Below are 21340 nucleotides of genomic sequence, written 5' to 3'. Positions count from 1 at the left end.
GATGGTTGTACCGGAATCTGCCGGGCCGGTCTGTGGTGTCGATCACACAGCGAAGTGTGCAACTGCGACTGATCTTCGTCAGTCAACGGCTGCATGAGAAAGCGCATCTCCTTGCTGGCTGCCTGCGGCCTCGCGGCCGTGGCGCTGGCCACCACTCCCGCACACGCAGCGGATCCCGAATTCCGGCTGACCGGCCCGGCCGAGACCGGCCTGCGCCCCCACCCCGGCGCCGGCGGTCAGCCGCAGAAGACCTCGGTCGAGTTCCGGGTCCTCAACGGCACCGACAAGACCCTCGACCGTCAGAGCACCTTCACGATCGACCTGACCCCGCTCAAGGGCGTCGCCGACGTCACGCTCGCCGAGCACCAGAGCTCGGACTGCACGCTCACCGCCACGGCCGTCACCTGCAAGCGCTGGGCGCTGTGGACGGGCGACTCCACCGTCGTGGACCTGAAGCTCAGCGCGGCCAAGGACAGCACGGTCGGCGCGACCGCCGACCTCACGCTGACCGGCAAGGCCGAAGGCGCCTCCTTCAAGGCCGCCACCACCAAGGTCCGCGTCGGCGGCCCCGACCTGGTGCTGGAGCCCGCCCCGCTCAAGGCGGAGCAGAAGCCGGGCGACAAGCAGGACCTGCCGATCATCTTCGCCAACAAGGGCACGGACCCCGTCCGGGGCGTGGTGCTCGAAGTGCGCACCACGCACGGCATCGGCCTGGTGGAGCGGTACGACAACTGCTCCTACTCCGAGGACACGGGCGCGGACCGGCCGTGGAACACCGGCTGGAGCACGGCGCAGTGCCTGCTCGAAGGCGAGTACCTGCCGGGCAAGGTCTACGGGGTCGAGGGCGCGCTGACCCTCAAGGCCGCCCCGCACGCCTTCGTCGACGGGGTGACCTACACGGTGTACGCGAACGGCGACCAGCCGAAGGCCGACCAGCTCCGCAAGGCCGCCGCCGGCAAGCAGCTGACCCTGAAGGAGCGGGCGCCCAAGGCCTCCGCGCAGGTGGTGGACCTCGACCCCTGGAACAACGTCCAGGAGTTCGACTTCGCGACGCGCAACACCGCCGACCTCGTGGCCACGCCCGTCTCCCTCAAGGGCAAGGCCGGCGAGACGGTGCGGGCCGAGTTCGGCTTCCGCAACAACGGCCCGGCGTGGGTGGCGTACCTGCGTTCCGGTGAGGACGTCGCCCGTACGGACATCGTGGTCCCGGCGGGCGCGAAGGTGACCAAGGTGCCGGAGCGCTGCCAGGCGGTCAACGCCGACGGCACCCACCGCGAGCAGGCCCTGGGCGCGCCGCGCTACTTCTGCTCCACCGGTCACGTCGTGGGGGAGAAGGAGAACTTCTCCTACCCGTTCGAGCTGAAGATCGAGACGGTCGTCGAGGACGCCAAGGGCTCCGTCTCCGTCGGCCAGTGGACGCCGGGCGGCACCCAGCCCCAGCGGTGGGACCCGAACCACGCCAACAACAAGGCGGCCCTCGTGATCAACGCGAAGGGCGGCGGCAGCACGCCCAGCCCGACGCCCACGGGCTCGGCGACCCCGAGCGCCACGGCCACCCCGACCGCGACCCCGACCGCTTCGCCAACCCCGGGCAGCGGCACCGGCGCGAAGGCGAACGGCGGCCTGGCCTCCACCGGCACCTCCGCCGAGACGATCGCCTTCGGCGGCGCCGTGCTGGTGGCCGCGGGCGGCGCACTGGTCCTGGCGTTCCGCCGCAAGGCCGCCGGGCGCGCGTAACGGCGTACCCGCGACGCAGAAGAACGGCCGGCCCGGGGCGTCCCCGGGGCCGGCCGTCCTCCGAGGGGTGACCGGGCTGCTGTCCCCTGCCGTCCGGTCACGCGAAGGAGCGAGGTCCCACGACGCGCGCTCCACGGGGCGCACGTCTCATCGCTCCCGGCGGAGCCACGCGTGGTGATGCGTTCCACGGCTGGCTGCCGCGGTCATCCTCACCAACGAGGGGTCCCGGGGGCGGTCACGGTCCGGACGGGTGACGAACAGCCGTCACACGCGGCCCCGGCACAGCTCCAGCAGGGTCATCGCGAGGGCGGTGCCGGGCTTCCCGAGGGCGTCGCTCCAATGCGAGAGCACCTCCATCTCGCGGGTCAGGTGCACGCGGCGGCCGCCCGACGCGATGCGGGCGTCCTGGATGACCGTCGAGACGGCCATCCGCTCCTGGATCAGCCCGATGATCCGGTCGTCGATGGCGTCGATGCGCATCCGGGAGTCGGCGATCAGCTGCTCGGGGGTGGTGGCGATCGTGGTCATGGTCTTCTCTCCTGTCGGGTGTGGCCCGCAGGTCCGCAAGAACGCCAGAGCGCCCCGGTCCTGTCGGACCGGGGCGCTCTGGGAAGTCAGCGGCTCAAGCGAGCATCACGAGGACCCATGGCGACCGGACCGGCCGGTGCCATAGGTAAAGAGGAAGCTCAGCTGCTTGCGCATGAAGGGGATTATTACCTTCCGTCCCGCTCCAGGCCAAGCCGATTCGGATGGTGAGACGAAGAGGGGCTGACGACCCCCGTTAGAATCGACAAAACAGCCACCTCTTCCGCCGGAAGGCCGCCCCGTGCCAGAAGCACCCTCCGCCGCCCACGACAGCGCCCCGGACACGGTTCTCGTCGTCGACTTCGGCGCCCAGTACGCCCAGCTCATCGCCCGCCGCGTCCGCGAGGCACGGGTCTACAGCGAGATCGTGCCGAGCTCGATGCCCGTCGACGAGATGCTGGCCAAGAACCCCAAGGCGATCATCCTCTCCGGCGGTCCGTCCTCCGTGTACGAGGAGGGCGCCCCGCAGCTCGACCGTGCGATCTTCGAGGCCGGTGTCCCCGTCTTCGGCATGTGCTACGGCTTCCAGCTGATGGCGACCACCCTCGGCGGGCGGGTCGACAACACCGGCGCCCGCGAGTACGGCCGCACCCCGCTGGCCGTCTCCAAGCCCGGCTCCACCCTCTTCGAGGGCACCCCCGAGAACCAGTCGGTGTGGATGTCCCACGGCGACGCCTGCTCCGCCGCCCCCGAGGGCTTCGCCGTCACCGCGTCGACGAACGTCGTCCCGGTCGCCGCCTTCGAGAACGACGAGAAGAAGCTGTACGGCGTGCAGTACCACCCCGAGGTGATGCACTCCACGCACGGCCAGCAGATCCTGGAGCACTTCCTCTACCGCGGCGCCGGCCTCGCCCCCACCTGGACCACCGGCAACATCGTCGAGGAGCAGGTCGCGGCCATCCGCGAGCAGGTCGGCGACAAGCGCGCCATCTGCGGCCTCTCCGGCGGCGTGGACTCGGCGGTCGCCGCGGCCCTCGTCCAGAAGGCCATCGGCAAGCAGCTGACCTGCGTGTACGTCGACCACGGTCTGATGCGCAAGGGTGAGACCGAGCAGGTCGAGAAGGACTTCGTCGCCGCCACCGGTGTGCAGCTGAAGGTCGTCGACGCGCAGGAACGCTTCCTGAACGCGCTCGCCGGCGTCTCCGACCCGGAGACCAAGCGCAAGATCATCGGCCGCGAGTTCATCCGCGTCTTCGAGCAGGCCCAGCTGGAGATCCTCCAGGAGGAGGGCCCCGCCGTCGCCTTCCTCGTCCAGGGCACCCTGTACCCGGACGTCGTCGAGTCCGGCGGCGGCACCGGCACCGCGAACATCAAGTCCCACCACAACGTCGGCGGGCTCCCCGACGACATCGAGTTCGAGCTCGTCGAGCCGCTGCGCCAGCTGTTCAAGGACGAGGTCCGGATGGTCGGCCAGGAGCTCGGCCTGCCCGACGAGATCGTCCAGCGCCAGCCCTTCCCGGGCCCCGGCCTCGGCATCCGCATCGTCGGCGAGGTCACCAAGGAGCGCCTGGACCTGCTGCGTGAGGCCGACGCCATCGCCCGCCACGAGCTCACCGCGGCCGGCCTGGACCGCGAGATCTGGCAGTGCCCGGTCGTGCTGCTCGCGGACGTCCGCAGCGTCGGCGTCCAGGGCGACGGCCGCACCTACGGCCACCCGATCGTGCTGCGTCCCGTCTCCTCCGAGGACGCGATGACCGCGGACTGGACGCGCATGCCGTACGAGGTGCTCGCGAAGATCTCCACCCGCATCACCAACGAGGTCCCCGAGGTGAACCGGGTGGTCCTCGACTGCACGAGCAAGCCGCCGGGCACCATCGAGTGGGAGTAGTCCCCGAGTAGGGCCCCCACCGCGCGCGACGAAGCCGCCGCTCCCTCCGGAGCGGCGGCTTCGTCGTATGTATGGCCACTTCGCGGGGGCGCCGGTACGTTGCGCCGCGACCCGAGGACGCCCGTGGGCGAACGCAGGCGAACATGAGGAGGCCCCGTGCCGGACCGGCCCGAACCCGTGCCCGTGGAGCGGCTCCGCTTCGAGATGCCGCCCGTGCACGACACCGTCGAGGCGGCGCGCGCCCACCGCAAGGAGCGGCTCGTCGCGGCGCTGCGGTTGCTGGGCCGGCTCGGGTACGACGACGGGGTGGCCGGGCAGGTCACCGCGCGGGACCCGGAGTTCGAGGACTGCTCCTGGGTGAACCCCTTCGGGGTGCCCTTCACCGCGCTCACCACCGGCGACCTGCTGCTGGTGGACGGGGACGGCCGGGTCGTCCGCGGGGAGCGCCGGGTCAACGAGCTCGCCTTCGCCGTGCACGCGGCGGTCCACCGCGAGCGCCCCGAGGTGGTGTCCGTGGTCCGCGCGCAGGCCCCGTACGGCCGCGCCCTGGCGGCGCTGGGCGAGCTGCTCGCCCCGATCACCGAGGAGGCCTGTGCCTTCTACGAGGACCACGCGCTGCTGGACGAGTACGCGGGGGCCGAGTCGGCCGACCGGATCGCGCTCGCGCTGGGCCCGTACAAGGCGCTGGTCCTGCGCAACCGCGGGCTGCTCACGGTCGGGGACTCGGTCGACGCCGCCACGTGGTGGTTCATCGCGGCGGAGCGGGCGGCGCAGGTGCAGCTGATCGCGCGGGCGGCCGGGAAGCCGGTGCTCATCGACCACCGGGCCGCGGTCGCCACCCGTGGGCGGTTCGGGTCCGATCTGGCCGCGTGGGTGAGCTGTCAGCCGCTGCTCCGCGAGGGGGACACGCCGGTGGCGTCAACATCATGAACCGTTAATCACCTGCTCTGACATCGTGCGCAATCCGGAGCACTGCCGCAGTGGTGCACAATTCGCTGGCATTGCACCGTAGTTCAGAGAGGCGGCACGCTCGTGGCTGTCCAAGAGATGTCCAGAGGTACCCATACCACGGCCTGCACCTGCGAGGAGTGCGCACGTGAGGGCCACCGCCGCGCCGTCGCCGCCTTCCTGGAGAAGCGCGACGAGTTCGCCTCCGGGCTGGGCGTGCCCGCCGCCGTGGCCCACTCGCTCGGCGCCTCCCGCCAGTGGGTCTCCGACGAGCTGACCCTGTCGGCCCGTACCGTCGCCGACCGCGGCCGGGAGGCCGGGAACTCCTGGCTGTACCTGTTCTCGCGGCGGGCCGTCCTCGCCGTGTGGATCGCCGCCGGCGTGCTGCTGGTGGTCCAGGTCGCCGCCGCGCTCGGCACCGGCTGGTCCACGGCGCGCACCGCCGGGCTGCTGGCGGCCGTGGTGCTGGCCGGGCTGCTCACGGTCGCGGCCCGCGCCCAGTCGGTGCGCGGCGGGCTGCTGGCCCCGCTGGTCGGCGAGGACAACCGGCTCTCCACGTCCAAGGCGGTGCCCGGCGCCTGGGTGGTGCTGACGGCGTTCGCCACGCTGCTGCCGGCGCTGCGGCTGGCCGCCTCGGCGCCCGGGCCCGAGCGGCAGGCGCTGTACGCGGGCCTCGCACTGGACCGGGCGCTGCCCCTGCTGGCCGTGGTCTCGCTGACCTCGGGGGTGGCGGTGCTCGTACGCCGGGTGGTGTCCGTACGGATCATGGGGCAGCGGCTGCAGAAGCTGCCGGCGGACCGGCCGCGCGGAGCGGACCTGCTGACGGACGACGCGGGCCGCGGGAGCTTCCCCGACGCGCAGTACGTGCTCGTCTCGACGGTGGTGCTGGTGTACGCGGCCGCCTCGCTGGCCCGCTTCCCGGACCGGCTGCCGCAGCTGCCCTGGGCGCTGGCCCTGCTGGTGGCGCTGTCGGCGGCGGTGTACCTGGCGGCGAAGTACGCGGAGGGCACCCGCCCGCTCGTGCTGTCGGTGGTGCGCAGACGGGAGCCCGGGGACCTGGACGCGGCCGTCCGCCCCGGGGACGACATCGAGATCAGGGGCGTGGGCTTCGTGCCGCCCGGGGCGCAGACGCCGGAGATGCTGGCCCGGCTGGTGGTGCGGATCGGGGCGGTGCACGTGCACGTGCCGCTGGTCCCCGTGCCGGGCGGGTTCACGAACCCCTCCGACACCGTCCTGACGGTGCCGGTCCCGGCGGAAGTGGAACCCGGCCGCATCGAGATCCAGGTGGTCACGGCCGCCGGAGTGGAATCCAACCGCTGCACCATCGACGTCGCCGAGTGATCGGGGTACACATGTCCCGTGACCCGAACCGATGTTCCTGAAGCCGAAGCCCCTCGTGACGCGGTCGGCCTGCGCGAGCTGGCGTCCCGGCACGCGCTGCTGCCCCTGCGGATCTTCCTCGGCGTAACCTTCGTCTACGCGGGGCTGGACAAACTGACCGACTCCGCGTTCCTCTCCGCCGGCGGTGACGGATCCATCGGCGATCTGATGCGCGGGGTGCGCGACACCTCCGCGGTCCCCGCCCTGGTGGACCTCTCGCTGAACTCCCCCGTCGGCTTCGCCGTGGCCCTCGCCATCGGCGAGATCCTGGTGGGTCTCGGAACCCTGGCCGGACTGCTGACCCGTGTCGCGGCCCTCGGCGGAGCGCTGATCTCGCTCAGCCTGTGGCTCACGGTGTCGTGGGCGGTGACCCCGTACTACTACGGCAACGACCTCGTCTACCTGATGGCCTGGATCCCGCTGATCCTCGCCGGAGCCCCCTACCTGTCGCTGGACTCCGTGATCCGATCGCGCCTGTCCCGGCGCACGGCGTAGGTCACCATCCCGACCAGAGCGGCGAACGCCAGACCGCCCAAGGTCATCGGGATGACGAGGAACCACGGCAGATCGGCCTCGCCGGTCGCGTCGAGCAGGTACAGCACGCCCGCCGCGATGAGGACCAGCCCCGCGAGGAGCCGTCCGGGCTGGAACTCATGACGCCGCACGGGCCACCTCCACCTGTCCCACACCCGTGTTCAGGTGCAGCTCGATCGTTCCGCCGGCCTCGGTGCCGGCGGCGGGCGCCAGCGTCGCCCGCTGGTGTTCGCCGCCGCTGCGGATCCGTACGTCCCGGCTCGTCTCCCCGGGCAGGTGGATGTCGCCCAGACGGACCGAGACGTCGGCCTCGGCCGTCACCTCGCGCGGCAGGATCACCTTGAGCTGCCCGGCGTCCAGGGAGGCGCGCACCGGGACGGTCGCGCCCTTCGGCACGTCCAGGCGGCTCAGGTCCAGGACGGCGAGCCCGGTGCCCGCCTCGTACGAGGGCCGTACGTCGGCCACCGCGGCGGGCCGCCACTCGGTCCGCCGCCAGTCGGTGCCGATCTCGCCCGGCAGCGCCGAGGCCACGGCGAGGAGCCCGGCGGTGACGACCGCGAGCAGGACGGTGCCGAAGCCGGTGCGGCCCTTGACCGAACTGACGGCGAGGCCCAGGCCGAAGACGGCCAGCGCGCCGGCGAGGCCGATCTGCAGGGCGTGGCCGAGGGTGCTGCCCTCCCACACCGAGGCGGTGGAGACGAGCCCGGCCAGCAGGGCCAGTACGAACACCCGGCCGCCGATCCCGCCGCGCGGGCGGGGCGCCGCCGGGACCGTCCTCGGAGCCGCCGCGGCGATCGGGCCGGGTGCGCCGGCGACCGTGTCGTCGTCCGGTCCCCACAGGTAGCCGCTCGACCCGACGGGGCCGGTGGTGCCGTCCTTGACGAGCGGGTCCCGCCACCACGACGGTCCGCCGGGCGTCGGCGGGGCCTGGGTCTCGGGGGTCGGCGGGCGGTGGCCCGGCGCGTCCTCCGCCTTCGGCGGGAAGGTGTGCCGGTGCCGCTGCGACCAGTACGCCGCCCCGCCGAGGGCGAGGGCGGCCAGCACCGAGAAGACCGCCAGCCCGCCGTTGTCCAGCATCGACAGGAACAGCGCGCAGCCCACCAGGGCCGCGAACACCGCCGCCAGCGTGGCGCCTTCGACCCGGCCGGTCAGCAGCTTCTTCGCCTCGCTGTCCTCCTCTCCCTCCTGGGGGAGCAGCAGCCACGCGAAGCCGTAGAAGATCAGGCCGACGCCGCCGGTGACCGCGAGGACACCGAGGACGATGCGGAAGACCACCGGGTCCAGGTCGAAGTACCGGCCCAGGCCGCCGCACACGCCCGCGAGGACCTTGTCGCGCCTGCTGCGGCGCAGGGGCGGCCGGGCGTCCGCTGCCGGGGGACCCCCGGCGTCCGCCGCCGGGGCTTCGTGTACTTCGGTCATGGGTCCATGGTGACGGGCCGCGGTGGCGCGCGGCACCGGGCCCTACCCTGGCGCAACCCTGATATCCCCCGCAGACAAGTGGGGGGATGCCCTGATGCCGGGCCGCGGCCGCGCGTGTGACCCTTGGTGACATGCCCGTAGCCGCCGCTCCCCGTCCCCCGCACGCACCGGACGTCGACGAACCACCGCAGCGCAAGCTCTACCGCAGCGCGGACGGCCGGATGCTCGGCGGCGTCGCGCGCGGTCTCGCGGGCCACCTCGGGCTGCCCGTGATCTGGGTCCGGCTCGCCTTCCTCGGCCTGTTCATGTGGGGCGACGGGCTGGGCGTGCTCCTGTACGCCGCGTTCTGGGTGTTCGTGCCGCTCGGCGTCGGCGGCCGCAGCGGGCACCGCTCCTTCTTCGAGACGCTCCCCGACGGCAGCCGCCGCCTGCGCAAGCCCGACCGCGGCCAGATCGCCGCGCTGATCGCCCTGTCCGTCGGCGCGGGCATCTTCATCTCGAAGGTCCAGGTCGGCGGCGCCTCCGGCCGGTACGTGTGGCCGACGCTGCTGGTCGGGGCCGGTGTGGTCCTCGTATGGCGGCAGGCCGACAACGCCCGCCGCGCCCACTGGACCACGGCCGCCGGGCGGCACGGGCGCCTGTTCCAGGTGGCCCGCGCCCTCGCCGGGGTCGCCCTCGTCGGTGTGGGCCTGACCGTCTTCATCGTCGTACGGGGCTCCGCCGCGCAGCTCGGCAACGTCCTCACCGCCACCCTCGCCGTCCTCGTCGGCGTCGCCCTGCTCGCCGGACCCTGGCTGATCCGGATGACCCAGGACCTCTCCGAGGAACGCCTGATGCGCATCCGCGCCCAGGAGCGGGCCGAGGTCGCCGCGCACGTGCACGACTCGGTGCTGCACACCCTCACCCTGATCCAGCGCAACGCCGAGGACGTCGGCGAGGTGCGCCGGCTCGCGCGGGCGCAGGAACGGGAGCTGCGCAACTGGCTCTACAAGCCCGAGGGCACCGGCAAGGAGGAGGCGGAGGAGCCCGCCACCCTGGCGGACGCCGTGAAGAAGACCGCCGCCGAGGTGGAGGACCACCACGGCGTCCCCATCGAGGTCGTCGTCGTCGGCGACTGCCCGCTCGACGAGAGGCTGGCGGCACAGGTACAGGCCGCGCGCGAGGCGATGGTCAACGCCGCCAAGTACGGTGGCGAGGGCGGGCCCGTGCAGGTGTACGCGGAGGTGGAGGGGCGGACCGTCTTCGTGTCCGTACGGGACCGGGGACCGGGCTTCGACCTCGACGCGGTACCGGACGACCGCATGGGCGTACGAGAATCGATCATCGGCCGGATGCAGCGCAACGGCGGGACCGCACGGCTGCGGTCCGCGCCCGACGGCGGCACGGAAGTCGAGCTGGAGATGGAGAGGGCGGCGAACGCAGGATGACCGAGGACAGCGCTGTGACGGAGACCAGGAGGGTCCGGGTGGTCCTCGTGGACGACCACCGGATGTTCCGCACCGGAGTGCAGGCCGAGATCGGCGAGACCGCGCGGACCGGGGTCGAGGTCGTCGGCGAGGCCGCCGACGTCGACCAGGCCGTCACCGTCATCACCGCCACCCGGCCCGAGGTGGTCCTGCTCGACGTGCACCTGCCCGGCGGCGGCGGGGTCGAGGTGCTGCGGCGCTGCGCCCCGCTGATGGCGGCGGCCGAGAACCCGGTGCGGTTCCTCGCGCTGTCGGTGTCCGACGCGGCCGAGGACGTCATCGGGGTGATCCGGGGCGGCGCACGCGGCTACGTCACCAAGACCATCACCGGCACCGACCTGGTGGACTCGGTCTTCCGCGTGCAGGACGGGGACGCGGTGTTCTCGCCGCGGCTGGCGGGCTTCGTGCTCGACGCCTTCGCGTCGACGGACGCGCCGCCGGTGGACGAGGACCTGGACCGGCTCACCCAGCGCGAGCGCGAGGTGCTGCGGCTGATCGCGCGCGGCTACGCGTACAAGGAGATCGCCAAGCAGCTCTTCATCTCGGTGAAGACGGTGGAATCGCACGTCTCGGCCGTGCTCCGCAAGCTCCAGCTGTCCAACCGCCACGAGCTGACCCGCTGGGCGACGGCCCGCCGCCTGGTGTGACGCACGGCCCGCTCTGACCTGCGGGTGTGACCCACACCGCAGGTCGGACGGGCAACCGGGGCAGGTCGCGCCGCCCTCTACGGTGGCGTGATGAGCTTGACGGGGACCCCCTTCTTCGTGACCGTGATCGCGCTGACCGCGATCGCCGTCGTCCTGCCGCTGGCCGTGTGGAGCAAGGTGCGCGGGCCCGCCGTCGCACGCACCGCCGTGCGCGCGCTGATGGTGGTGTTCGCGCAGGTGACCGCCGTCGCGGTGGTGTTCGTCGCGGTCAACAGGGCCGAGCACTTCTACGCGTCGTGGGGCGACCTCTTCGGCACCGGGAAGTACGTCACCGCCGCCCCCGACCTCGGCCCGGACGGGCTCGGCGGGAAGAAGGTCGAAGAGACCCCTAAGGTCAAGCAGCAGTTCCAGCCCGTCGAGGGCCTCGGCGAGCGGGTCCGGAAGACCGAGCTCGACGGCAGGATCTCCGGGGTCAGGGGCGACGTCATGGTGTGGCTGCCGCCGCAGTACGACGACCCGGCCTACAAGGACAAGAAGTTCCCCGTGGTCGAGCTGATCCCGGGCATACCGGGGACGGGCAAGTCCTGGTTCCAGGGGCTCAAGGCGCACGAGGTGCTGGAGCCGCTGATGAAGAGCGGCAAGGTGCAGCCGTTCATCCTGGTCTCCCCGCGCGCCATGCTCGTCGGCAACGGCGACACCGGCTGCGCGAACATCCCCGGCAAGGTCAACGCGGACAGCTGGTTCAGCGTCGACGTCCGCAAGATGGTCGTCGACAACTTCCGGGCCTCGGAGGAGGCCCGCACCTGGGGCGTGGCCGGGTACTCGGCGGGCGCCTACTGCGCCGCCAAGCTGGCGATCCTTCACCCCGACCGCTACGGCGCGGCCGTCTCCCTGTCCGGCTACAACGACCCCGGCCAGGAACCCTCCTCGCTGGTCGCCCAGGACCCGCAGCTGCGCACCACGCACAACCTGAAGAACCTGCTCAAGGCCGCGCCCACACCACCGGCGGTGTCGCTGTGGATGTCGGGGGCCGAGCAGGACGGCTACCTCTCCGGCATGGACCTGAAGGGCCTCGCGCAGAAGCCGACGGCGGTGCACGCGGAGAAGGTGGTCGGCGGCCACAACCTCGAATCGTGGTCCAAGCAGCTGCCGCAGACGTTCGGCTGGCTGAGCGGCATCGTCAAGGCGCCGTAGGCCGCGCCGGGGCCGATGAGGTCACGCCGGGCGGGAGGCGCCGGCCCACGGCATCGAGTCGACCGGCGCGAGGCGGACCGTCGACCCGGGGCGCGGGGCGTGGATCATCTGGCCGTTGCCGATGTAGAGGCCGACGTGGGTCACCCCGGAGTAGAAGAACACCAGGTCGCCGGGGGCCAGCTGGTCGCGGGAGACGCGCCGGCCGGCGTTGATCTGGGTGTAGGTGGTGCGGGGCAGGGAGACCCCGGCCGAGCGCCAGGCCGCCTGGGTCAGTCCCGAGCAGTCGAAGGACCCCGGGCCCGTCGCGCCCCAGACGTACGGCTTCCCGATCGCCCCGTACGCGAAGGCCACGGCGCGCGCCGCGCGGGAACCGTCGGCAGGCGGCGGGGGCGGGGTGCTGCTCTTCGTGGCGGCGGATGAGGCGGCGGGTGACGCGGCGGGCGTCTGCGCCTCGTAGGCGGCGCGCTCCTCGGCGGTGAGCTTGGCCAGCAGGCGCTTGGCGGCGGCGAGCTTGTCCTCGATCACGGCCTTGTGCGCGGAGAGTTCGTCCTGCTTGGCGCGGAGGTCGGCGAGCTGTCCCGCGGCCTGCTCCCGGAGCCTGCCGACCTCGTCGAGGCGGCGGCGCACGGTGGTGATCCCGGCGGCGTTGCGGTCTCCGGCGCGGGTGATGAAGGAGGCCTGCGAGAGGTACTCCTGCGGGTCGGCGGCCAGCGCGAGCTGTACGGCGGTGCCCAGGGACCCGCTGCGGTACTGGGAGGCCGCGAGCGTCCCGAGCGCGCTGCGGGCGGTGTTGAGCTGGTCGGTCTTGCGGGCGGTCTCCTCGCGCAGGCCGGTCAGCGCGCGCTCGGCCTCGTCGGCCTTCTCCTTCGCCCCGTTGTACTGCTCGGTCGCCGCCTCGGCCTCCTCGTAGAGCCGGTCCACCTCCGTCTTGACCTGGGAGGGGGTGGGCCGGGGGTCGGCCTGGGAGGTGCCTTCGAAGGCGGTGGCGGTGGCAGCGCCCGCGAGGGCGAGGGTGGCGGCGGTCGTCCGTGCCGTGCCGCCGGAGAGCGGGCGCTGCCTCGGCTTTCGATGACTGGCCACGCGGGCCTCACGTCCTTCCCCTGTCGCTGACGCTGGGTCTTGGGGGAGGACGCTAAACCTGAAAGTAACGGGCCGATGTCGAGATGATCCGAACTGATCGGATGTGGCGGATCGCTATCCGTCAGTGCCAGAGGACGGCGATAAATATATTGATCATGGTCAGTCCGCCGACTGCGCCGAACTTCGCCTTCTCGACCTTCTCCTCGTCGCGCTTGACGTAGACGAGGGCGAGGATCACGAAGAGGATCGCGAGCTTCACACCGACCTTGACGTTGTTGACCGGCGTGCCGTCCATCTCGTTGAAGCCGACCAGCAGGACGCCCGTCACGAGCATGGTGAGCGCGCCGTGCAGCATGGCCGGCGTGAAGCGGGCGGTGCCCGCGCCCATCGCCTTCATCTGGGTCAGGAAACCGCCGAGCAGCGAGGCGATCCCGATGATGTGCAGGCCGACGAAGGCATTGATCAGTACGTCCATGCGGGCGAGCGTACGGGGCGCTCCGATCGGCCCGGCAGGCGGATCGGCTCCTCCGGATGGGCGTACGAAGATTTCGTACAATCGGTATGATCGATGCAGACCGTACGAGATCTTCGTATGGTCTGGCGATGTCCGTACGAGATCTGCGTACAGTGGGCGCATGGCTGCCGCTGCCGACCTGACCCACCCCGCCGCCGACCGCATCGAGCTGGTCGGGGTGCTGGCCGCGCTCGGGCATCCCGTGCGCCTGGAGATCGTCCGCAAGCTGGCCTCCGGCGAGGAGGCGTTCTGCGGCGAGGTCGTGCCCGACCTGCCCAGATCGAGCGTCACGCACCACCTCAAGACGCTGCGCGAGAGCGGAGTGATCCGCCAGCGGCCCTGCGGCCGCAAGCTCTCCCTCGCACTGCGCCGCGACGATCTGGACGAGTGCTTCCCCGGTCTGCTGGAACTCGTCCTGGCCTGTCGGTCCCGCCCCCTAGACTCGGAATGCGATGAGCAGCCTCTTTGACGACAGTTTCCTGGCGGACCTCACCCCCTCCGACGAGGTCCCGCCGCCGCCCGAGGACCACGGCGCCCCGGAACAGGGCGCGGACGACCTCTTCGGCGGCCGCTTCGACGTGCCCATGAGCGGGGACGCGTACTACCGGGACGGCGCCCCCAAGCCCGTCATCGACCCGGCGACGCTCCTGCACGGGCTGAACGAGCAGCAGGCCGCGGCCGTGGTGCACGCGGGCTCCCCGCTGCTCATCGTGGCCGGCGCCGGCTCCGGCAAGACCCGGGTGCTGACCCACCGCATCGGACACCTGCTGTCCGCGCGGAACGTCCACCCCGGCCAGATCCTGGCGATCACCTTCACCAACAAGGCCGCCGGCGAGATGAAGGAGCGCGTCGAGAGCCTGGTCGGCCCGCGCGCGAACGCCATGTGGGTCTCCACCTTCCACAGCGCGTGCGTCCGCATCCTGCGCCGCGAGTCCAAGCGGCTCGGCTTCACCTCCTCGTTCTCGATCTACGACGCGGCCGACTCGAAGCGCCTGATGGCGCTCGTCTGCCGCGACCTGGACCTGGACCCGAAGAAGTTCCCGCCGAAGTCCTTCAACGCCAAGATCTCGAACCTGAAGAACGAGCTGATCGACGAGGAGGCCTTCGCCGACCAGGCCGTCGACGGGTTCGAGAAGACCCTCGCCCAGGCGTACGCGATGTACCAGGGGCGGCTGCGCGAGGCGAACGCGCTCGACTTCGACGACATCATCATGACCACGGTGCACCTGCTCCAGGCGTTCCCCGACGTCGCCGAGCACTACCGGCGCCGCTTCCGGCACGTCCTGGTGGACGAGTACCAGGACACCAACCACGCCCAGTACACGCTCGTGCGCGAGCTGGTCGGCACCGGCTACCCGGACCTGCCGCCGGCCGAACTGTGCGTGGTGGGCGACGCCGACCAGTCGATCTACGCCTTCCGCGGCGCGACCATCCGCAACATCCTCCAGTTCGAAGAGGACTACAAGGACGCGACGACGATCCTGCTGGAGCAGAACTACCGCTCCACGCAGACGATCCTGTCCGCCGCCAACGCGGTCATCGAGCGCAACGAGAACCGCCGCGCCAAGAACCTGTGGACCGAGGCCGGCAGCGGCGCCGTCATCACCGGCTACGTCGCGGACACCGAGCACGACGAGGCGCAGTTCGTCGCCGACGAGATCGACCGGCTGACGGACGCGGGCGACGCCAAGGCGGGCGACGTCGCGATCTTCTACCGGACCAACGCGCAGTCACGCGTGTTCGAGGAGATCTTCATCCGCGTCGGACTGCCCTACAAGGTCGTCGGCGGCGTCCGCTTCTACGAGCGCAAGGAGGTCCGCGACGTCCTCGCGTACCTGCGCGTCCTCGCCAACCCCGAGGACAACGTCCCGCTCCGCCGGATCCTGAACACGCCCAAGCGCGGCATCGGCGAGCGCGCCGAGGCGATGATCGACGCCCTCGCGATGCGCGAGAAGATCACCTTCCCGCAGGCGCTGCGGCGCGTGGACGAGGCCTTCGGCATGGCCGCCCGCTCGACGAACGCGGTCAAGCGGTTCAACGTGCTGATGGAGGAGCTCCGCACGATCGTCGACTCGGGCGCGGGCCCGGCGGTGGTCCTGGAGGCGGTCCTGGAGCGGACCGGCTACCTCGCCGAACTGCAGGCGTCGACCGACCCGCAGGACGAAACGCGGATCGAGAACCTCCAGGAGCTGGCCGCGGTGGCGCTGGAGTTCGAGCAGGCGCGGGAGGCCGCGGCGGCCGAGGCGGCCGAGACCGGAGCCCCGGCTCCCGGGTCCGGCACCCTGGCCGAGTTCCTGGAGCAGGTCGCGCTCGTCGCCGACTCCGACCAGATCCCCGACGAGGACACCGAGGGCACGGGCGTCATCACGCTGATGACCCTGCACACCGCCAAGGGCCTGGAGTTCCCGGTGGTCTTCCTGACCGGCATGGAGGACGGGGTCTTCCCGCACATGCGCGCGCTGGGCCAGACCAAGGAGCTGGAGGAGGAGCGCCGCCTCGCCTACGTCGGCATCACGCGGGCCCGCGAGCGGCTGTACCTCACGCGCTCCAGCATGCGCAGCGCCTGGGGCACGCCCTCGTACAACCCGCCGTCGCGGTTCCTCGAGGAGATCCCGACCGAGTACCTCCAGTGGAAGCGGACGGGCGCCACGCAGAAGCCGGCGGGACCGATGCGGAGCTCCGGCTACGGGTCCTCCGCTGCGGGCAAGGCGACCTTCGGCACCTCGCCCGAGGCGTTCCTGTCCTCGTCGCGCACGAAGTCGGGCCCGTCCGGCTTCGCGACGCGGCGGGCCGCGGACAAGCCGGTCATCGCGCTGGTGGTCGGGGACCGGGTCACGCACGACCAGTTCGGGCTCGGCACCGTCATGGAGGTCAAGGGAGCGGGCGCGGACGCGCAGGCCACCATCGACTTCGGGGACGACAAGCCGAAGCGGCTGCTGCTGCGGTACGCGCCGGTGCAGAAGCTCTGACGGAGCGAAGCGGAGCGGCGCGGGCCCGGTGAGGAGACCGGGCTCGGCCGTCCGGCCGAGCCCCGTCGGCTGGTTACGTCGGGTCCAGGCCGTGCATGCGGAGCCACGCCAGCGGGTCGATCGCGGAACCGCCGCCGGGCCGGACCTCGAAGTGGAGGTGCGGGCCGGTGGAGTTGCCCGAGTTGCCGGAGTAGGCGATGACGTCGCCCGCCTTGACCTTGCCGCCGCGGATCTTGGTGGAGCTGAGGTGGCAGTACCAGGTCTCGGTGCCGTCGGGCGCGGTCACTATGGCCATGTTCCCGTAGGCGCTGTTGTACTGGGTGCGCACGGTGCCGTCGGTGGCGGCCATGACCGGGGTTCCGTAGGAGACCGGGAAGTCGATGCCGGTGTGCACGGACATCCACATGCCGCCGGCCTGACCGAAGTTGGCGCTCAGACCGTGTTGTTCGACGGGGATGGCGAACTTGGGGCGGGCGGCCTCCTTGGCCGCGGCCTCCTCCGCCTTCTTCTTCTTTTCCTCTTCCTGGCGTTCGCGCAGGTCGATGCGCTCCTGCGTGCGGCTCGCGCGGTCCGCGAAATCGCCCGCGTCGGCGCTGAGCGCGACCAGTTGGGTGTCGAGCTTGGTGTTCGCCGCGACGGGCTTCACCGAGGCCGGGTCGGGCGCGGCCATCGTGGTGGTGTCCTGGGCGGGCTTGTCCGTGTCGGTGAGCCCGCCGACCGAGGCGGCCGCCACGCCCGCGACGCCCATCACGCACGCGGAGGGCACGGCGACGGTCAGCAGGGCGGAACGCTTCGCCGGGGTGCGGCGACGGCTGTTGCCGGCGGCCTTGGTGCTGCCCTTCGCGGCGGTCCGGCGCGCGGCGCGCGGAGCGGCGGTCACGGGCATGGCCTGCGTGGGGAGGTCGTGGACCTCGTGCGCGGAGTGGAGTTCGTGGACCTCGGGCAGCTCGTGGACCTCGGCGGCCTGGGCCGCTTCGGGAGCCTCGGGGTTCGTGTCGGAGAGCGTCTCGAAGACCGCGGTCTGGCTGTAGCCGTCGGCGTACCCGTCGTGTGCGGCCTGGGCCCCGGCGTCGTAGCCGACGGAGGTCGTGCCGTACGCGTACTCCTGTGCCTGCGGCTGCTGCTGGGGCTGCTCCTGCGCGGGCTGGTACGCGTACTCGTAGGAGTACGCGGCCTCGGGCTGGGCCGGGGACTGCGCGACGGTGTTCCAGGCGGTGGCGTCGTAGGCGCCGGTCTCGGTGCCGGTGGTGCCGTAACCCGGCATCGCCCAGTGCCCGGTCTGCTCGCCGGAGGCGTCGTAGCCGAAGGAGGCCGGCTGGTACTCGGTGTAACCGGAGTAGTCCGCGCCCTGTGTGTAGGCGCTCGCGTCCCAGGTCCCGGTGGTGTCCTCGGGTGCGGCCTGGGCCGGGATCGTGGACAGGTAAGGGTCCTGCGCGGTCCACGCGGTGGTGTCGTACGCGCCGGTCTCGTAGGAGCCGTAGGCGGCGTAGTTGACCCCCTGGCCCTGCGTTTCATAGGAAACGTAGGTCGAGTCACCAGCGAAAGTGGTGGTGGTAAGGCCGTCATACCCGGCATCCGGATACTGGCCCGACGAGGGGCGGTCGTTCACCAACTTCTCTTTCGCCTCGGCAGTGGGGCCTGGGTGGCCGGGAACGCGTGGTTCACCGGAGGAGAGCAGTGGCGTGACTGTACCCGTCGGTTACTCGCAACGACAATCTTCGCCGGGTCTCCAGATTGCCGGAACCGGGCATTCGGCCGCCTTTCGGTCGCCGAAAGACGCACCCTTGGCCTTGAGTTCGAAATTCGTTCGACTGGAGGTCGCGTGGCGGCTAGGCGACGGAAGCGGCCTCCGAGCCCGCGACGGCGGCCGGGCCGGGCCCGTCGAGGACGCGCCGGACGGCCGCGATGACGGCGGGGTGCGCGGGCAGTGCGAGGTGCCCGATCCCGGTGACCTGCACGTTCTCCACGAGCAGATCCGGATGCTCGATCCGCGCGGTCCCGACGGGAGTCATCAGCGCGTCGAACTCACTCCAGAACGCCACGCAGCGGGTGGCGCATCCGGGCGCGGGCGCGGCCAGTTCGGTCAGCACCTCCGAGTCCGGGCGCATCTGCCGCACCAGCGGGTGCGCGTCCATGAAGGGTGCGACCCGCGTCCCGGAGTGCGGGGTGCCGAGGGTGACGAGGGTCCGGACCCGGGTGTCGCCGCCGAGGCGCTGCACGTAGTACCGGCCGACCAGGCCGCCCAGGCTGTGCCCGACCAGGTCGACCCGTTCCTGCCCGGTGCGCTCGCACAGTTCCTCGACGCGCCGGGCGAGATGGCGGGCGGTCACGCGCAGGTCGAGGGTGAAGGGGGAGTAGTTGTACGCCTCCACGTGCCGCAGGCCGTCCGCTCCGAGGGCGCGGCGCAGGAGCACGAAGACGGACCGGTTGTCGGTGAATCCGTGGAGGAGGAGGACGGGCGGGCGTGTCGCGGGTGCGGCGGCGGCGACCTTTTCCTGGCACACTCCGGTCGAATAGAGGAGGAGGTGCCCGCCGAGCACCACCACCTCGAGCGCGCCGGCCCGCAGGGCCGCACCGGACAAGGGCATGGACACGGGTATGTACAGCCCCATCGACGGCCTCCCCTGAGCCTCTTGGGACCCGGGGCTCTTGCGCCACCGTGCCGTGCGGCTGTCGGCGCGGTGGCGCAATGCCGTCCCACGTGTGATTTCCCCCTCGTGGGGGACCGCGAAACGGTGGCGTGCGCGATGCTGTACTTAACGTTCGTTCACTCGGGAGGCAGTGCGATGGGTGTGACCGGTCCGATCCGTGTGGTGGTGGCCAAGCCGGGTCTCGACGGCCACGACCGCGGGGCCAAGGTGATCGCGCGGGCGCTGCGGGACGCGGGCATGGAGGTCATCTACACCGGCCTCCACCAGACCCCCGAGCAGATCGTGGACACCGCCATTCAGGAGGACGCCGACGCGATCGGCCTCTCGATCCTCTCCGGCGCCCACAACACGCTGTTCGCGCGCGTGCTGGAACTCCTCAAGGAGCGCGACGCGGAGGACATCAAGGTCTTCGGCGGCGGCATCATCCCGGAGGACGACATCGCCCCGCTCAAGGAGAAGGGCGTGGCCGAGATCTTCACCCCGGGCGCGACGACGACGTCCATCGTGGACTGGGTCCGGGCGAACGTCCGCACCTGACAGCCCCGCTCTCGCCGCCCCGCCGGCGCTCGAGGCGCGGGATCCGGGGCGGAGCACCAGGTCGTGCGCCGCACCGGACCGCCGGCCCGCCCCCCCGCGGGGCGGGATCAGGCGGCCGGCGCCAGCTCCGACAGCATGGCCGCGCGCAGTCGAAGCGTGGCCACCAGCCGCTGAAAGGCCTCGGCCCAGTACGCGGCCGCGCCGGGAGCCGCGTCCTGCGGCTCCGCCGTGGCCGCGGTCAGGGCCTCCAGCCGGCCGGCCTCCGCAGGATCGAGGCAGCGCTCGGCCAGGCCCATCACCCCGCTGAAGCTCCACGGATAGCTGCCGGCCTCGCGGGCCATGTCCAGCGCGTCCACCACCGCCCGGCCCAGCGCCCCCGCCCACGGCACGACGCACACCCCGAGCAGCTGGAACGCCTCCGACAGCCCGTGCGCCCGTATGAACTCGGCGACCCACTGCGCCCGCTCCGCGTCCGGCAGGGTCTCCAGCAGCTTGGCCCGCTCCGCGAGCGAGGCCGTGCCCGGACCCGCGGCGGGCGACGCGGACGGCGGGCCGAGCAGGGCCCGCGACCACGCCGCGTCGCGCTGGCGCACCGCCGCCCGGCACCACGCCGCGTGCAGTTCCTCCGTCCAGCCCTCCCATCCCTCGCCCTCGGCCGGCGGCAGCGCCACGATCTCCGCCGGGCCGAGCCCGCCGAACCGCTCCCGCCAGCACGACAGGGGCGCCGCCTCCACGATCTGGCCGAGCCACCAGGCCCGCTCCCCGCGCCCGGCGGGCGGCCGCTTGACCACCCCGTCGCGGAGCATGCCCGCATCGCACTCGGCCGGCGGGGTCACTCCCTCCGGGCCCACACAGGCCAGGGCACGCTCCGCCATCCGGCCGGCCAGGGCCGATCGCGGCAGCGCCGACAGCAGTTCGGCGGCCGTCGCGCGGACATTGCGGCTGCGGTCGCCCAAGGCCTCCTCCAGGAAGGCCTCGTCCCCCTGCGACAACCCCACCCGCAGCGAATCGAGGAACATCAGCCGGTCCTCGGCCCGTTCGGTGGCCCAGGTCGTCGCCAGCAGCCGCGTCGCCGCCGACGCCTCGTGCGCGCGTACGACGCCGAGCAGCGCCACCCGCTCCGCGAACAGCCCCTCCTGCCACAGCCGTTCGACCCCGGCCGCGTCGGTCGCCTCGGGCAGGTCCCCGGCGCCGCCCGCCCCGCCGCGCAGGGCGAACCGCCAGTCCGGATTCAGCCGGGCCAGCCACAGCCCGCGCGTGCCCGCCAGGGCCAGCGCCTGCGGACGCAGGTCCGTCCGGGCCCGGGCCGCGTCCAGTAGCGCCGGTACGAGGGCGGCCGGCGCGCGGTAGCCGTACCGGCCGGCCGCGGCCAGCCACTGGGGCAGCAGCTCCGTCAGGTCCGGGGCGGCCCCGCGCCGGCCGCCGGCGCCGCCCGCGGCCGTCCGGCCGGCGAGCAACTGGGCGAGCCTGCGGCCGGCCGCCTCCGGTGGCACCGGGCGCGGATCGCGGGGCGCGGGCTGCGGAAGCGGGCCCGCCGCGGCCGGCCGCAACCCGGCTCTGCGCCGTACGGCGTGCACGGCCGCCGCGTCCAGCAGCGTCTGCGGCGAGCCGGCCGGGCCCCCGCCCCGGCGCCGCTCGGTGCCCAGCAGTGCGGCGCCGACCAGCTCCTCCCACTCCCCGTACCCCTCGTCACCCTTGCTCATCGGGCCCCTCCCTCGCCGCTCGTGCCTCTTCGCGTCCTGCGCCCCGGTCCCGCCCCCTCCGCGGGACCGGGGCTGTCGTGCGTGCGTGTACTGCGCTCAACTGGCGTGGTTGTCGTTCATGCAAGCCCCCCGGCTTCTCGTCGTCACA

At 72.3% G+C, this 21340-nt stretch carries 19 protein-coding genes; 11 read left to right on the top strand and 8 right to left on the bottom strand.

The annotated features are described in order from the left end of the window. Window positions 1–93: 93 nt before the first annotated feature. Window positions 94–1737 (top strand): LPXTG cell wall anchor domain-containing protein, encoded by a 1644-nt coding sequence (locus ACFYP3_RS13790; protein WP_388831308.1) that lies wholly within the window; start codon window positions 94–96, stop codon window positions 1735–1737. Between the two features lie 264 nt (window positions 1738–2001). Here ACFYP3_RS13790 and ACFYP3_RS13785 read toward each other — a convergent pair whose 3' ends face one another. Continuing rightward, complete coding sequence (locus tag ACFYP3_RS13785) at window positions 2002–2265, bottom strand: chorismate mutase (protein ID WP_388831306.1); 264 nt, start codon at window positions 2263–2265, stop codon at window positions 2002–2004. A 298-nt stretch (window positions 2266–2563) separates the two neighbouring features. Between ACFYP3_RS13785 and guaA the strand changes: the two genes are divergently transcribed. The 4 genes from guaA (at window position 2564) to ACFYP3_RS13765 (ending at window position 6973) form a co-directional block, all read left to right on the top strand. Next, window positions 2564–4150, top strand: coding sequence for a glutamine-hydrolyzing GMP synthase (guaA, locus tag ACFYP3_RS13780; RefSeq protein WP_388831304.1), 1587 nt, complete (start codon window positions 2564–2566; stop codon window positions 4148–4150). A 156-nt stretch (window positions 4151–4306) separates the two neighbouring features. Continuing rightward, window positions 4307–5080 (top strand): class II aldolase/adducin family protein, encoded by a 774-nt coding sequence (locus ACFYP3_RS13775; protein WP_388831302.1) that lies wholly within the window; start codon window positions 4307–4309, stop codon window positions 5078–5080. 117 nt (window positions 5081–5197) lie between these two features. Next, a complete protein-coding gene (locus ACFYP3_RS13770) occupies window positions 5198–6439 on the top strand; it encodes a hypothetical protein (protein WP_388831300.1) in 1242 nt (413 codons plus the stop codon). An 18-nt stretch (window positions 6440–6457) separates the two neighbouring features. After that, window positions 6458–6973 (top strand): DoxX family protein, encoded by a 516-nt coding sequence (locus ACFYP3_RS13765; RefSeq protein ID WP_388831298.1) that lies wholly within the window; start codon window positions 6458–6460, stop codon window positions 6971–6973. Here ACFYP3_RS13765 and ACFYP3_RS13760 read toward each other — a convergent pair. Both ACFYP3_RS13760 and ACFYP3_RS13755 read right to left on the bottom strand, forming a co-directional pair. Beyond that, window positions 6919–7143 (bottom strand): hypothetical protein, encoded by a 225-nt coding sequence (locus ACFYP3_RS13760; protein ID WP_388831296.1) that lies wholly within the window; start codon window positions 7141–7143, stop codon window positions 6919–6921. The two genes, ACFYP3_RS13765 and ACFYP3_RS13760, sit on opposite strands and share 55 nt — an antisense overlap. Next, window positions 7130–8431 (bottom strand): PspC domain-containing protein, encoded by a 1302-nt coding sequence (locus ACFYP3_RS13755; RefSeq protein WP_388831294.1) that lies wholly within the window; start codon window positions 8429–8431, stop codon window positions 7130–7132. Before ACFYP3_RS13755 ends, ACFYP3_RS13760 begins: the two co-directional genes overlap by 14 nt. Window positions 8432–8562: 131 nt before the next feature. On the opposite strand from ACFYP3_RS13755, the gene ACFYP3_RS13750 reads away from it, so the two are divergent. The 3 genes from ACFYP3_RS13750 (at window position 8563) to ACFYP3_RS13740 (ending at window position 11738) form a co-directional block, all read left to right on the top strand. After that, the gene (locus tag ACFYP3_RS13750; RefSeq protein WP_388831292.1) at window positions 8563–9858 is read left to right on the top strand and encodes a PspC domain-containing protein; all 1296 of its coding nucleotides are present in this window, start codon (window positions 8563–8565) and stop codon (window positions 9856–9858) included. After that, window positions 9855–10544 (top strand): LuxR C-terminal-related transcriptional regulator, encoded by a 690-nt coding sequence (locus tag ACFYP3_RS13745; protein WP_388831290.1) that lies wholly within the window; start codon window positions 9855–9857, stop codon window positions 10542–10544. Before ACFYP3_RS13750 ends, ACFYP3_RS13745 begins: the two co-directional genes overlap by 4 nt. 90 nt (window positions 10545–10634) lie before the next feature. Next, window positions 10635–11738, top strand: coding sequence for an alpha/beta hydrolase (locus ACFYP3_RS13740; protein ID WP_388831288.1), 1104 nt, complete (start codon window positions 10635–10637; stop codon window positions 11736–11738). Window positions 11739–11759: 21 nt separating this feature from the next. On the opposite strand, the gene ACFYP3_RS13735 is transcribed toward ACFYP3_RS13740, so the two are convergent. Both ACFYP3_RS13735 and ACFYP3_RS13730 read right to left on the bottom strand, forming a co-directional pair. Further along, on the bottom strand, window positions 11760–12818 hold the full coding sequence (locus ACFYP3_RS13735; protein ID WP_388831286.1) for an NlpC/P60 family protein: 1059 nt from the start codon (window positions 12816–12818) through the stop codon (window positions 11760–11762). A 121-nt stretch (window positions 12819–12939) separates the two neighbouring features. Next, window positions 12940–13293, bottom strand: a complete 354-nt coding sequence (locus tag ACFYP3_RS13730) for a hypothetical protein (protein WP_388831284.1) — start codon at window positions 13291–13293, stop codon at window positions 12940–12942. Window positions 13294–13453: 160 nt separating this feature from the next. Here ACFYP3_RS13730 and ACFYP3_RS13725 point away from each other — a divergent pair, with 160 nt between their 5' ends. Next, the gene (locus ACFYP3_RS13725) at window positions 13454–13801 is read left to right on the top strand and encodes an ArsR/SmtB family transcription factor (RefSeq protein ID WP_388831282.1); all 348 of its coding nucleotides are present in this window, start codon (window positions 13454–13456) and stop codon (window positions 13799–13801) included. Beyond that, the gene (gene pcrA, locus ACFYP3_RS13720) at window positions 13785–16301 is read left to right on the top strand and encodes a DNA helicase PcrA (protein ID WP_388831280.1); all 2517 of its coding nucleotides are present in this window, start codon (window positions 13785–13787) and stop codon (window positions 16299–16301) included. The genes ACFYP3_RS13725 and pcrA overlap by 17 nt, the downstream gene beginning before the upstream one ends. A 73-nt stretch (window positions 16302–16374) precedes the next feature. Here the strand turns inward: pcrA and ACFYP3_RS13715 are convergent, their stop codons facing one another. Then, entirely contained in the window at window positions 16375–17910 is a 1536-nt protein-coding gene (locus ACFYP3_RS13715) for a M23 family metallopeptidase (RefSeq protein ID WP_388831278.1), read from the bottom strand. 220 nt (window positions 17911–18130) lie between these two features. After that, complete coding sequence (locus tag ACFYP3_RS13710; protein ID WP_388831276.1) at window positions 18131–18913, bottom strand: esterase/lipase family protein; 783 nt, start codon at window positions 18911–18913, stop codon at window positions 18131–18133. A 174-nt stretch (window positions 18914–19087) separates the two neighbouring features. On the opposite strand from ACFYP3_RS13710, the gene ACFYP3_RS13705 reads away from it, so the two are divergent. Then, the gene (locus tag ACFYP3_RS13705) at window positions 19088–19489 is read left to right on the top strand and encodes a cobalamin B12-binding domain-containing protein (RefSeq protein ID WP_030710468.1); all 402 of its coding nucleotides are present in this window, start codon (window positions 19088–19090) and stop codon (window positions 19487–19489) included. Between the two features lie 107 nt (window positions 19490–19596). Here ACFYP3_RS13705 and ACFYP3_RS13700 read toward each other — a convergent pair whose 3' ends face one another. After that, window positions 19597–21192, bottom strand: a complete 1596-nt coding sequence (locus ACFYP3_RS13700) for a DUF5691 domain-containing protein (protein WP_388831274.1) — start codon at window positions 21190–21192, stop codon at window positions 19597–19599. Between the last annotated feature and the right edge of the window lie 148 nt (window positions 21193–21340).

Origin of the sequence: Streptomyces sp. NPDC005533 (genome assembly GCF_042871845.1) — a bacterium.
Classification (GTDB): domain Bacteria; phylum Actinomycetota; class Actinomycetes; order Streptomycetales; family Streptomycetaceae; genus Streptomyces.
Note: the sequence above shows the minus strand (reverse complement) of the source record. Positions and strands in the feature narration are given on the sequence as shown.

Coding starts and splice junctions, on each gene's coding strand:
- ACFYP3_RS13710 (WP_388831276.1), bottom strand. CDS start 18,913: ATGGGGCTGTACATACCCGTGTCCATGCCCTTGTCCGGTGCGGCCCTG.
- ACFYP3_RS13755 (WP_388831294.1), bottom strand. CDS start 8,431: ATGACCGAAGTACACGAAGCCCCGGCGGCGGACGCCGGGGGTCCCCCG.
- ACFYP3_RS13785 (WP_388831306.1), bottom strand. CDS start 2,265: ATGACCACGATCGCCACCACCCCCGAGCAGCTGATCGCCGACTCCCGG.
- ACFYP3_RS13730 (WP_388831284.1), bottom strand. CDS start 13,293: ATGGACGTACTGATCAATGCCTTCGTCGGCCTGCACATCATCGGGATC.
- ACFYP3_RS13750 (WP_388831292.1), top strand. CDS start 8,563: ATGCCCGTAGCCGCCGCTCCCCGTCCCCCGCACGCACCGGACGTCGAC.
- ACFYP3_RS13740 (WP_388831288.1), top strand. CDS start 10,635: ATGAGCTTGACGGGGACCCCCTTCTTCGTGACCGTGATCGCGCTGACC.
- ACFYP3_RS13700 (WP_388831274.1), bottom strand. CDS start 21,192: ATGAGCAAGGGTGACGAGGGGTACGGGGAGTGGGAGGAGCTGGTCGGC.
- ACFYP3_RS13705 (WP_030710468.1), top strand. CDS start 19,088: ATGGGTGTGACCGGTCCGATCCGTGTGGTGGTGGCCAAGCCGGGTCTC.
- ACFYP3_RS13770 (WP_388831300.1), top strand. CDS start 5,198: ATGTCCAGAGGTACCCATACCACGGCCTGCACCTGCGAGGAGTGCGCA.
- ACFYP3_RS13790 (WP_388831308.1), top strand. CDS start 94: ATGAGAAAGCGCATCTCCTTGCTGGCTGCCTGCGGCCTCGCGGCCGTG.
- ACFYP3_RS13745 (WP_388831290.1), top strand. CDS start 9,855: ATGACCGAGGACAGCGCTGTGACGGAGACCAGGAGGGTCCGGGTGGTC.
- pcrA (WP_388831280.1), top strand. CDS start 13,785: ATGAGCAGCCTCTTTGACGACAGTTTCCTGGCGGACCTCACCCCCTCC.
- ACFYP3_RS13725 (WP_388831282.1), top strand. CDS start 13,454: ATGGCTGCCGCTGCCGACCTGACCCACCCCGCCGCCGACCGCATCGAG.